This window comes from Vibrio profundi (genome assembly GCF_043642225.1).
Classification (GTDB): domain Bacteria; phylum Pseudomonadota; class Gammaproteobacteria; order Enterobacterales; family Vibrionaceae; genus Vibrio; species Vibrio profundi_A.
The window spans coordinates 721,394-732,682 of sequence record NZ_JBHZSF010000001.1; the positions used below are offsets into that span (position 1 = coordinate 721,394).

Annotated in this window: 14 protein-coding genes and 1 rRNA gene; 7 read left to right on the forward strand and 8 right to left on the reverse strand. The window is 43.2% G+C overall.

From position 1 onward, the window contains the following. Positions 1 to 3: 3 nt before the first annotated feature. The 3 genes from ACHUFI_RS03425 to ACHUFI_RS03435 all read right to left on the reverse strand — a co-directional run bounded on the left by ACHUFI_RS03425 (position 4) and on the right by ACHUFI_RS03435 (position 2,278). Positions 4 to 738, reverse strand: a complete 735-nt coding sequence (locus tag ACHUFI_RS03425) for a sulfite exporter TauE/SafE family protein (protein ID WP_394246904.1) — start codon at positions 736 to 738, stop codon at positions 4 to 6. 122 nt (positions 739 to 860) lie between these two features. Next, a complete protein-coding gene (locus ACHUFI_RS03430) occupies positions 861 to 2,081 on the reverse strand; it encodes an MFS transporter (RefSeq protein WP_394246905.1) in 1,221 nt (406 codons plus the stop codon). Between the two features lie 14 nt (positions 2,082 to 2,095). Beyond that, the gene (locus tag ACHUFI_RS03435) at positions 2,096 to 2,278 is read right to left on the reverse strand and encodes a hypothetical protein (RefSeq protein WP_394246907.1); all 183 of its coding nucleotides are present in this window, start codon (positions 2,276 to 2,278) and stop codon (positions 2,096 to 2,098) included. A gap of 173 nt (positions 2,279 to 2,451) precedes the next feature. Here ACHUFI_RS03435 and ACHUFI_RS03440 point away from each other — a divergent pair, with 173 nt between their 5' ends. Beyond that, positions 2,452 to 2,916, forward strand: coding sequence for a hypothetical protein (locus ACHUFI_RS03440; RefSeq protein ID WP_394246909.1), 465 nt, complete (start codon positions 2,452 to 2,454; stop codon positions 2,914 to 2,916). A gap of 169 nt (positions 2,917 to 3,085) precedes the next feature. Then, complete coding sequence (locus tag ACHUFI_RS03445) at positions 3,086 to 3,691, forward strand: YitT family protein (RefSeq protein WP_394246910.1); 606 nt, start codon at positions 3,086 to 3,088, stop codon at positions 3,689 to 3,691. 66 nt (positions 3,692 to 3,757) lie between these two features. Here the strand turns inward: ACHUFI_RS03445 and sigZ are convergent, their stop codons facing one another. Both sigZ and ACHUFI_RS03455 read right to left on the reverse strand, forming a co-directional pair. After that, entirely contained in the window at positions 3,758 to 4,330 is a 573-nt protein-coding gene (gene sigZ, locus ACHUFI_RS03450) for an RNA polymerase sigma factor SigZ (protein ID WP_394246912.1), read from the reverse strand. Continuing rightward, positions 4,314 to 4,610 carry an ArsR/SmtB family transcription factor gene (locus tag ACHUFI_RS03455; protein WP_394246914.1) on the reverse strand — a complete coding sequence of 99 codons (297 nt, stop codon included), beginning with the start codon at positions 4,608 to 4,610 and terminating at the stop codon, positions 4,314 to 4,316. The genes sigZ and ACHUFI_RS03455 overlap by 17 nt, the downstream gene beginning before the upstream one ends. A gap of 242 nt (positions 4,611 to 4,852) precedes the next feature. Here ACHUFI_RS03455 and ACHUFI_RS03460 point away from each other — a divergent pair, with 242 nt between their 5' ends. Further along, the gene (locus tag ACHUFI_RS03460; RefSeq protein WP_394246916.1) at positions 4,853 to 5,938 is read left to right on the forward strand and encodes a permease; all 1,086 of its coding nucleotides are present in this window, start codon (positions 4,853 to 4,855) and stop codon (positions 5,936 to 5,938) included. Positions 5,939 to 5,994: 56 nt separating this feature from the next. Here ACHUFI_RS03460 and ACHUFI_RS03465 read toward each other — a convergent pair whose 3' ends face one another. Together ACHUFI_RS03465 and ACHUFI_RS03470 are read right to left on the reverse strand one after the other, a co-directional pair. Further along, the gene (locus ACHUFI_RS03465) at positions 5,995 to 6,912 is read right to left on the reverse strand and encodes a short chain dehydrogenase (protein WP_394246918.1); all 918 of its coding nucleotides are present in this window, start codon (positions 6,910 to 6,912) and stop codon (positions 5,995 to 5,997) included. Between the two features lie 13 nt (positions 6,913 to 6,925). After that, complete coding sequence (locus ACHUFI_RS03470; protein ID WP_394246920.1) at positions 6,926 to 7,900, reverse strand: haloalkane dehalogenase; 975 nt, start codon at positions 7,898 to 7,900, stop codon at positions 6,926 to 6,928. A 104-nt stretch (positions 7,901 to 8,004) separates the two neighbouring features. Here ACHUFI_RS03470 and ACHUFI_RS03475 point away from each other — a divergent pair, with 104 nt between their 5' ends. After that, on the forward strand, positions 8,005 to 8,859 hold the full coding sequence (locus ACHUFI_RS03475; RefSeq protein WP_394246921.1) for a LysR family transcriptional regulator: 855 nt from the start codon (positions 8,005 to 8,007) through the stop codon (positions 8,857 to 8,859). 153 nt (positions 8,860 to 9,012) lie between these two features. After that, complete coding sequence (locus ACHUFI_RS03480) at positions 9,013 to 9,315, forward strand: hypothetical protein (protein ID WP_394246923.1); 303 nt, start codon at positions 9,013 to 9,015, stop codon at positions 9,313 to 9,315. A gap of 82 nt (positions 9,316 to 9,397) precedes the next feature. Here the strand turns inward: ACHUFI_RS03480 and trmY are convergent, their stop codons facing one another. Then, positions 9,398 to 9,997: a tRNA (pseudouridine(54)-N(1))-methyltransferase TrmY gene (gene trmY / locus ACHUFI_RS03485; RefSeq protein WP_394246925.1), complete on the reverse strand. Its 600-nt coding sequence runs from the start codon at positions 9,995 to 9,997 to the stop codon at positions 9,398 to 9,400. A 193-nt stretch (positions 9,998 to 10,190) separates the two neighbouring features. Between trmY and ACHUFI_RS03490 the strand changes: the two genes are divergently transcribed. Beyond that, positions 10,191 to 10,718, forward strand: a complete 528-nt coding sequence (locus ACHUFI_RS03490; protein ID WP_394246926.1) for a DUF3087 domain-containing protein — start codon at positions 10,191 to 10,193, stop codon at positions 10,716 to 10,718. Between the two features lie 504 nt (positions 10,719 to 11,222). Next, positions 11,223 to 11,289: ribosomal RNA gene (locus ACHUFI_RS03495) — 16S ribosomal RNA — on the forward strand; the annotation flags it as partial.

An 11,289-nucleotide genomic window follows, 5' to 3' on the forward strand; every position in this document is an offset into this window, starting at 1 on the left:
TGATTACCCCACAGATAAACCTTGCCATATTGCGGTCAAACCGCTGATTGAGCATAAGCTTAAAGCACCAATACGGATTTTTTCTTTCGGTAAACTTTGTGTGGTCATCATGGCTAGCTTATAGCCTAACCAAGACGCAGGGATAAGCGGAATGGTGATGATGAGGTGATGCAAGGTTAGAAAGCCTGCGGGGATTTGGACCAATAGAGAAATGATCGAACTAAAAACGAAGAATGCAGAAAGGTTACCGCGTAGTTGGTTTGCTTCCTGATGTTGCAGTAATAAAGCCATTGGTGGGCCGCCTATCGCGGAACTGGTACCAAAAAATCCTGAGAAAAACCCAGCAATCCCCATTCGAACGGGAGTAGGCTCGATACGAAATGGTAATAGGCTGACCGCCACCGCAAACACCACAAGAAACCCTAGCCAAAGAGATAAAGCGCTAGTTGAAACCATCACCAACAATACACCGCCAGCCAATGAACCGGGAACGCGCCCAATTAATGCCATTTTTAATCCCCCAATAGAGATGTTTTCTCGATGTTTCATTGCATTCAAAATAGAGATGAACAGTGCCACTAAGCAGATAGGGGCGGGTACATAATCAGGGGAAACAAGAAAGAGTAGGGGGGCCGCGACAATCGCTAAGCCAAAACCAATCGCCGTTTGAACGAATGAGCCAACAAAAATGAGTGCAATAGCGATTAAAGCGGATTGATCTAAGCTTTCTAGGATCATGGCGTGCCTGAATTAGATGAGTAGGAGGTATTACTCCTCATGGTAATGGTTTCTGAATAATTAACAGCAAAAATTTCCCCTATTAATGAACAAAGCCTCCATTGTAGGAGGCTTGGTATTCGTTAAGCTGTAGCAAGCGATGGGCGCTCAACGGGCTTATCGTTAATAGGTAAATGGATGAGGGCGGCAAGGAATGCGAGCACCACGGTCGACCACCAAATTGGCTCGTAAGATCCATAATAATCGTAAATACGACCGCCTGCCCATGCCCCTAAGAAACTGCCGACTTGATGGGTGAAAAATACCAAGCCATATAGGCTAGAAAGGTATTGAGCCCCGAAGATTTGTCTAACGAGCCCTGATGTTAAAGGTACGGTGCCTAACCAGCAAAAGCCGATGGCTCCGCCAAAAATTGCGGCGGTTGATTCGGTGACCGGCAGAGTCACAAACCCAGCAATCACGGCCGTTCTCACAAAATAAAGTGCAGACATCACGTGACGTTTACTGAACTTATCGCCCATTACGCCCCAAAAGTAAGACCCAAAGATATTGAAAATACCAACGTAGGCGAGTGCCATAGCTGCACTGCTTGCGGGTAAATCTTTATCGGCAAGGTAGCTAGGTAAGTGCGTGGCAATAAACATGACATGAAATCCGCACACAAAAAATCCGGCGTGGATTAACCAATAGCCTCGGTGTGAAAAAGCTTCAGACAGTGCTTCCTTAAGAGATAAGGTCGGAGCGTGATTTTGTGTTTGTGTTTGTGTGGCCTGCTTTTCTTTTGGTGTTTTCATAAACAAGGCGAACGCAATCATAAAGCAGCACAGCAGCGCGAATACGTGCATGGCGGTTTGCCAATCGAACTCGTTTAGCATGTATTGCGCGCCGGGGATCACCGCGAACATACCAAATGATCCAGCAGCAGTGGTGAGGCCAAATGCCTTAGCGGCGTGTTGTGCAGGAACCACTTTCGCCACCGCACCTAGAACAATGACATAGCTTGTTGCACTGAGCCCTAACCCGACTAAGGCACCCAAAGAGAGGTAAAGCATGCTTGATTCGGTGGCAATAGAGGTCAGTAGTAAACCCAGTCCATAGGCGCAAGCACCGATGACGATGATGCGTTTTGCGCCCCATTTGTCAGCAGCAATTCCCACAAAAGGTTGGAAAACACCAAATAGAAGGTTTTGAAGGGCGATAGCGAAGCTAAAGAACTCACGGCCAGTTCCGAAATGTTCGGAGATAGGCATCATGAAAATACCAAAAGATTGCCTAATCCCAAGGCTCATAATTAGTGTGCCAATCCCTAGCCAAACTAATAAAGGAAAACGAAAAATACTCATTGATTGCTCTTGTTTTAATGATGGTGTTCGTGAGAACCGTGGTTATGTTCATGGTCAGATTGTTGATGGCACCCGCTTGTTATCGCGTATTGGGCAAGCAGTTCGACCAAAGGTTTGCTGTGATGGACGATAACTAAGCTGATGCTTAACAAAATGATCATTCTGCTCAACTGAGCAAGAAGGGATTGCGAAAACATGAATCCTAATGTGTTCAAAGATTAGAGAAGGCGCGCATCATAATGTCCCCACCACTATGAAACAAATGACCATTTGTGATTTATAACATGCACAATGTGCATAGATTGAAGTTGAAAAATTTTACCGACTTACATGCTACTATTCGGTGCTATTTAATCAGGGGGAAGATCTTGTGAAAGTATTGGCGATAATATTGGTAAGAGCTATTGCGTTGTTAGCGTTGATGAAAAGCATCTTCGCTCTGTTACCGGCAATGGGAATGCCGCAATTTTGGCAACAGTCAATGACGGTGTTAGCGGCGACAATCGGAGGTTATATTGTTGTTCCGATCTTGCTATCTACGCTGGCTTGCTACCATAGCTCGCGAATTGCAAATTGGTTAGTGCCTAAAAGCTTAGTGCCTAAAACCGTAGAGCTTGAACCATGCCCGACATTAGATTCCGAGACGCTGATATTTGGTGGTACTTTCTTAGTGGGCTTATATTGGTTTATCGATAGTTTCTCTAAGTTATTGGGTCAATGGCTATTGACTGCCTCAGTGAATTACTCTTTTGTAGTCGCTTTAATGGTTTCATTGATCGTCATGCTCAGTTGCCGAAAAATAGCGGCTGGCGTGATGAAATTGTCCAAGCTGTAAACACTCAGAACGCCTCACTTCAGCGTTTATGTAAAAATAATTATACAGAGTATTTTCTTGTTAACAGCGCCTTACATCTCGACATGCTTATAAAATCTCGGCATTTTAGTCGCCTTATTTTACTGATGGATTACTTTTTATCGGTACACAAGGATGTAGGAGCTTCATCATGGATCAAGACCATAACCTCAGAGAGAACTTGCTTGCGCTGACACTTGGCAGTGCATTGGTGTCTCTTGGTGTTATCTTTTTTAGTCAAGTAGGCTTGTTAACTGGTGGTACTGCCGGATTGGCAATCTTCCTTACGAAAGTATCAGATTTCAGTTTTGGGCAAATCTTCTTTGCACTAAACCTGCCTTTTTATGTGCTGTCTGTTATGCGTATGGGATGGCGATTTACCGTGAATACTTTTATTGCGGTTTCGATTGTGTCGTTTGCTGTAGACCACTTACATAACGTGATTCAAATTTCTCAAATTCATCCGCTTTACGCGGCATTGTTAGGTGGTGGTTTGATCGGCATTGGAATGCTAGTGATCTTTAGGCACAAGATGAGTTTAGGTGGATTCAACATCTTAGCCCTTTACTTGCAGGAACGCTTTGGAATCCGAGCTGGGAAAATTCAAATGCTTTTGGATTGCAGCATTGTTGTGATGTCGTTGTTCATCGTTGATGTGAATTTAATTTTGCTATCTGTTCTCGGGGCGATAGCGACTAACTTAATACTGGCGATGAATCATAAGCCGGGGCGTTATCAACCGGTTGCCCAGCAATAGTTAAAATGAAAAGCTAGCCATAACGGCTAGCTTTTTTATATTGGTTAGACAAGTATCTAAGGTCACTTAGCAATTTCTACAGCTTTGATTCTTCGCTTGGAAATCGATGACATTGCCATGCTTATCGAGTGATAAGTGGCAGCATTCTTCGAACAGAGCTCGCAAATCTGCACGGCTTTTTTGGACCTGAGATTTTAGAGTCGAATAACTTGTCCCACTTCTCTCTGCTAGCGCTTTTTGGCTCTCACCTTGTAGCTCGACAGCATCCAATAACGCCGCCTGCTTACTGGGAAGCGCTTGGATAAATGGCGAGATACATTGTGCCAGTTCTTGCGCCACATCGGTTTCGCTTTCTTCAAACCAAAGATCGTCAGCCTGCAAATGGCCATCTCTATCTTGTCGAGCTCTTTTACGATAGAAATCAATGATCGTCCGATTCGCTATTTGGAACAGCCACGATTTGATATTGCTTGAATCTTCAAGGGTCGCCAGATTTTGATGGGTTTTGAGTAGGATCTCTTGTTGCAGATCTTCTACGTCGTCACTATTCGATACTTTAGAGTGCAAGAAAGCACGGATGGCTTGTTGGTAGTCTCGCCAAATGGTTTCAAGTTGAAGGGGTTTATTGGCACTTTTCATCAGCACAACACTCGTCTTGTAGGAAACCTATGACCTTTTCTAAGCAGGTGTACTCCGCGACACAAAATAGAGTGCGGCCTTCGCGTCTCTGAGTAAGCAGCCCTGCAGATGATAGGCTAGAAATGTGGTGCGACAAGGTTGAGCCTGGAATATCAAGTTGTTCTTGAATACCGCCTACCGCGATGCCTTGATAGCCAGCTTTTACTACAGACTTATAGATGGATAGACGTGTTGGGTGGCCTAGCTCTTTAAGTGCTTTTGCGACAGCTTCTAATTCCACAGGGTACCTCAGATATAGCGAATTAATAATTCGATAATAATGGAAATGTTATCGAATGACAAACTTCATTTTTCTCTCAATGGTAAGCCCTTATTCAAACACTAAAGGTATTTATTTCCATATTTGTCGAAATAAAGCTTGCAACAGAATTTAATATTTCTATAATTCGAGAAAAATCGAAATGATTTATTTTGTTTTAGTGAAGTAATAAATGCACACCACGATGTGGTGGAGGAGTAAAAATGAGCAATGAATATATGGTGATGGCAAGTGAAGCCTTGGACATGTTTGCTTTCTTGGCGACAGAGCTGATCATCTTGTTCTTAGCGATAAGCTACATTGTTGGTGTATTGCAAGAGTTTTTAACACCGGAAAAAATCCAATCAATTCTGAGTTCGCGTAACGGAAAGGGGTACTTTGTCGCGGCATTATTGGGGGCGATTACTCCGTTTTGTTCTTGCTCAACCATCCCTTTCTTGAAAGGTCTGTTGAGAGCAAGAGCGGGGTTCGGACCGATGATGGTGTTCCTATTTGGCAGCCCGTTGTTGAATCCAGTGATCATTGGACTGTTTGTGGTGACCTTTGGTTGGAAAGTCGCGGTGTTTTATTTCGCGATTGCGATGGCCGTTTCTGTTATAGCGGGCTACGTCCTTGAGAAGCTTGGTTTTGAACGTTACGTAAAACCAGAAGCGTACGAGTCAGCAGGCGCTTCAAGTTGTGGGACAAGTTGTGGCGATTCTGCTCCAAAAGTTGAGAAACAAGCTTCTTCTTGTGGGCCATCTTCATGTGGCGATTCTGCACCAGTAATGGCAAAAGAAACTTCATGCGGTGGTACAAAAGAAGAACCAACAGTAGAAGTATCATGCTGCTCAATCGATGGCGCTGCGATGGCGACAGTCGTAGAGAAGAAAGAACCAAACCGTTGGATGCGTATCTGGCTTTCAACGTGGAAAGACTTTAAACAGGTTTTCCCTTACCTAATGATGGGTATTGCGATTGGTTCATTCATCTATGGTTTTATCCCAACGGACTTGATTGCTGAATATGCAGGTGAAGGTAAGTGGTACGCGATTCCTATCGCAGCAGTCATTGGTATACCACTATATATACGTGCAGAAGCGGTGATTCCATTGAGCGCGGCTTTAGTTCAAAAAGGCATGGCACTTGGCTCGGTGATGGCGCTGATCATTGGTAGTGCTGGTGCAAGTTTGACGGAAGTTATTTTGCTGAAGTCGATCTTCAAAAACCAAATGATAGTGGCATTTCTAACCGTTATTTTAAGTATGGCGATTGGGGCGGGGTATCTATATAGCATGATTTTTAGTTAATCGATGTTCTAACTGAGAGCCCAAAATGTTTGGGCTCTTTTGAAGGACTTTGTTTGCTATTCGACGGCGAGAGAAAATTTAGTCTCGATAGCATTTTCACGTAAGTGTTTTACGTCTTGGTATGCTTGAGAGTTAAAACAAACGAGTAAGGCTTGCATGGACGGGAATTTAACTATCGTTACCTTCGCATTCTGATCGGGCCAATCTTGGTCGACAATATTGACGGTTTGTTCTGTATTCCCCACCACGATAGGCTCAGCTCCGTGGGCTTTGAATATCGGGCCACAGGCTTGTGCGTATTCTAGTAGTGGAGTATGCCCTTCTGGGTACAAGCTTGAAGATATTAAATAAGCAGGTTTGGTACTTGGTGTGTAGGGGCCATGAATCGCGCGATATACTCTGCCAGTTTCATCGCCTGAAATGCTAGCATAATAGTAGGAAGCCACATCGCTCGCTTTAATCCCATTGGCACTATCCACGCCCCAAAGGTCCATGGTTTCTTTCACTAGGCTCGGGCTAACGGCATTGATGCGTTTATTCCCTGACAGTTCAAGAGATACGTTCGCAACAAACGCGTTGATTGCCGCCGTTCCCATAGAGATGGCACTGACGCCTGGCATCGAGTTAAATGCCGCTTCTCCGGATGTTAAAGTAATGCTGCCCCCTTCATTGAGATAATCAAGCCCAACTCTAACTATGTTGACCTGCCCCATGACTTTGTTGTCGAACACGGTATCAAAGTCTGAATCTTGCATTTCCGACAGCGCGCCCATTTGACCGTTACCCGCCATGCTGATAATTGCGTCTACGTGCCCAACATTAGCAAACAGAGCTCGGAGAGAATCCTTATCCTCTATATTGACTCTAAGATCGCCTTTACTGTTACCAACGGCAATAACCTCATGTTGATCCTTTAGTCGTTCTAAAACGGCTTGCCCAATCACGCCGTTTGCGCCAATAGCTAAAATTTTCATGGATGCTTCCTTATTAAAAACGAGTTTGTTGTAACCACTGCGTGGCTTGCTCAGCTAGAACCGCAGACTGATCTTCTTGTAAAAAGTGAGATGCATTCTTGATGGTGGTATGCGGCTGCTTGAATGCACCACTAAAGTTATTTTGAAATTTGATGTCATAGCCTTTGTCTGCCAAGAAAGGGTCAAGGTCACTGAACAATGTCAGCACTGGATGCTTCCAATCCTTGAGTGCTTTCCAATCTTGGTTAACGTCATCTAGCTCTGAAGCTACGATTTCCGGCATTTTTCTCGGAGCGGCATAATAGTCAGCATTTGGGAAAGGCGCATCGTAGGCGGACATTTCGTCGGCAGTAAGCGATTTAGTCGATAAGGCCTGGATTACTTCACCGATTTCGAGTTGATCTGAATGTCTGAAATACCCAGCCCAATTTCCATAGGTGATTTTGCTTTTTAGTGTCGCTAAATCCGGTTTTCCTGCGAATGCTGCCATCGCTTTAAGGACTTTCGGTACCATGAATTTTTCTAAGCCATTCATTTCGGCAAGAGCGGTGTTTGACAGCATGAGGCGAGAAAGCCATTCAGGCTCTTGCGCCAGAACTCTAAGCCCAATCATTCCCCCCCAATCTTGAAAGAAGGCCGCAGCATTTTTGATATCGAGCTGTTGAACAAAGCTCTGCATCCATTTCACATGGTTGGCGTAGGTATGTTGATTTGCTGACAGTGGTTTGTCTGACTTACCAAAACCAATTAAGTCGGGAGCGATGACACGATATCCGGCATCCACAAGTAAAGGGATCATATGTCGATATAGGTAGCTCCAAGTCGGTTGACCATGAAAGAGAAAAATGGTTTTGCTGTGCTGGCGACCTTCATCGACATAGTGCATGCGTAACCCATCGACGTATAAGTAGTTTGGCGTAAATGGGTAATCAGTCAGGTTCTCAAATGCTTGGTCTGGTGTTCGAAGCGTGTTTGATTTCAATGTCATAATCTGTCCTTGAGCGAGTAGCGATGCGATGAGGGTTACTTTAGAAAACAACAAGGTCAAAAAAAAGCATAGATATTAGACCTAAACGGTCATAATATTTGACTATGACAAATTTAGAACACCTGCAAGTAATAGAAGCGATTTGTACTGAAGGGAGCTTTCAGAAGGCCAGTGAAAAGCTTCATAAGGTGCGCTCTGCGGTTTCATACTCAGTGAAACAAATGGAATCTCACTATGGGATTCAAATATTCACACGCGATACGTATCGCCCGGAGCTCACCGCCGAAGGAAAGATGCTCATCGTACGAATTCGTCATTTGCTACGGCAAGCGAACGAATTTGAAGCTTTCATAAAAGAAATGAAAGGAGAAGTGGAGACGGAATTAAGGTTGGGCGTGGGTTCGTTATTCCCAATCGAGAAAATCACCCGCTTGCTACAAACGCTAAAACAACGCTACCCATCAACCACAATACATTTAGACATAGAAGTGGCTTCAGGAGAGAGAAAGCTACTCGAAGAAACGGTGGATGTTGCCATCTATGGTACGCCTTCACGTCACAAGCTGGTGGATTACCAACAAATAGACACGATTAACATTCCATTGGTCATATCAAAAACACTGTTGAAAGATGGTGTACCGATTGTAGAACGTGACCTTGCTGCCTACCCACAAGTCATCATGAAATCCAGCGATGAAAAAGCGCCTGATACGGGGATTATAGACGACGCGTTGAAATGGTATGTCACGGATTTAACCACCAAAAAAGCGCTGATCGTATCAGGACTAGGGTGGGGAAGAGTTCCATTGCACCTAATTGAAGAAGAGCTCAAAAGCGGACAGTTGATCACTTTAGAGATATATGGCGACTTTGAACTGCCTATCTATGTCGCTAAGCTGAAAAACAAAGTTGTTGGTCCGGTAGCAAAAGAAATTTGGCAGCATTTTTCGATGAATTAGCCACAAATTAAGACGTCAAGGTGATGCGATACGATTGTCATAATACTCGCGCTAAGTTTGCCTAGTATCAATAGACTTCCCATCAAGTAAGAAAGTTGAGAACCATGGTCTACACTCGGGTTGGTATCTTAAAATAAACTTGAAGGAGGCTTTATGTTTGGCATACACCGCGACTATATAGTTCAAAATCAACATCACTTTCATGCCCATATAGAAGTGAATCCGATTGGCCGTCTGGAATGTGAGATATTGGAATCACGTGAAAATCATAATGTTGAATTCGACAAAATTTCCTTTGAAAACATAGAGGGCGCAACCAAGCTAACGGGATATGATGAAAAAGGGCAATCAGGAGCTTGGTGCTTGCTGCTAACAGATAAAGATGCTCTGGAACTGAGTAACCTCATTTCGTTAGCGAAGGAAGAATACGAAATACTAATGTGTGACTTGATGTAGCGACGTGAATGCTGATGTTGAAAGCGGGAAGTTGACTAAATAGGCCCAGAAGGTTTTCTGGGCTTTATATTACGAGGTCCAATTAGAAGTCGCGCAAATCCAGCTCGTTGTTTATTAATACGACGCACTGAGAAGCGAAAAGCATATTGGGACCTAAACTGATCTTTTCCGTCCCCAAACGTTTAAGGCTATTGAAGCTCTTTTTGGGCATCGGGATATGGTCTGTTAAAAGGAAACATGGTTTTTCAGCGATCTCAGCATCACGGATAAACTCGCCTTTTTTATCCATCATATAAAGCTGATGGTCTTCCGACAGTTCCTTTACTAATTTTTCGAAACTCACTGTACGAACCTGAATTCCGGGCTCAACTTGGCGAGTTTGCTCCTTAGTCATTCCTTGCGAAGCATCTACAGCACGAACGACCGCAGCCAATAGCGCAGATTCATGGAAGCCACCAATATTGGTTATTTGATTTGAATCGAAGGTGATAGTACGCGAGAAGTCTTTAGTACTTTCTAATACTAAGTGAACGGTAACGTCTTCTCGATGGGACTGAGCGACGAAAATTGTGTTCATTAATGTGTGTGCAAGAATCTCTGTATGAGCGTCTTGACCAACACCTTCTAGAATGAGCTTGCTCTCTGTCGGGGCAGCACGAGCACGTAATACGAAAGAACGCATATGATGACCTAATAATAATTCTTTGGAGAGTTTGGATAAAAGTGAGAACCAAACATAGATGCGGTATGTAACTCCTTTCTTTCCTTTAAGTCAATTTATATGGGGAAATTGATCAATGGCTAATGACGAGAAGGAAAATCTTGTAGCTCTTGTCTAGTTGGGTAATATGCCCAAAGTAACGAAAGGAAGAACTATGAAACTATTGAAGGTAGATAAACAGGATTATAGAAAGAAGATAAATACGGTCATTATTGCTTTTGTCTCTTCGTTGGCAGTAATGGCGGTTGGCTTTGGAGCCATTCTTATTCATTTGTTTGGATCTGAGGAGACTGTTTCTGGAGAACCGACAGGACATTTTCACCTAAATTTAATCGGGGTCATTATTGCTGTCGCAGTGAATAGTTTTTCTTTGAATAAGCTTAAAGGGCAGCCTTACTTAAAAGAAGTCGTATATGTATGGAGGCTTAAAAACATACACAACCGTGTTTACCGAAAGCTAAAGCAGATAAAGAAAGAAGCGAAGCAAGGAAATCGTATTGCTTTGCAGATCCTCTACTTCTACTACATGACGCAAAAACAGGTCTTTGAGCTGGATAACAATACATTGACCATAACAAGTGTTGTTAAATCGATAAATGAACTACAGGAAGACGCAGAAAGATGGGGCGTGGAGTTAGATTTAGAGCAATTTAATACAGAAATGCTCAATCAGATTGGTTAAAATTTAATCTTAAAACTCAAGGAAACGGCAGTTTGAATACCTTTTGTCCATGTAAGTACTTTTTTTCTATTTTTTTAGGAAAAAGGGTTGCCAAGTTTAATCTGTTCTCTATAATGCCGCCTCACTGACACGGCAGACGCCACAAGGCTTCAGCGAAGAATGTCAGTTAGGCTTATAGCTAAAAAGATTTTTTAAAAAGTGTTTGACACAATAAATTATCTCGCTAGAATGGCCGCCTCTTCCGATGTGATGTGAGTCGCAAAGAAGAAAAGCTCTTTAACAATTTAAACCTATCAATCTGTGTGGGCACTCGTTGATGAATATCAAAATTGATTCTTAGGAATCACTTTGGTTTCAATGAACTGAGTGACCAATCAAGACTTCGGTCTTGGCACAGTCAATTCATTATCGTTCTGTTGGAACGATAATAGCTTTAAAATTACATGTTCATTTTCGAATGAATAATAGTTTTGAAGTCAGTATTCATTGAGCCGACAAAATCTTAAATTGAAGAGTTTGATCATGGCTCAGATTGAACGCTGGCGGCAGGCCTAACACATGCAAGTCGAGC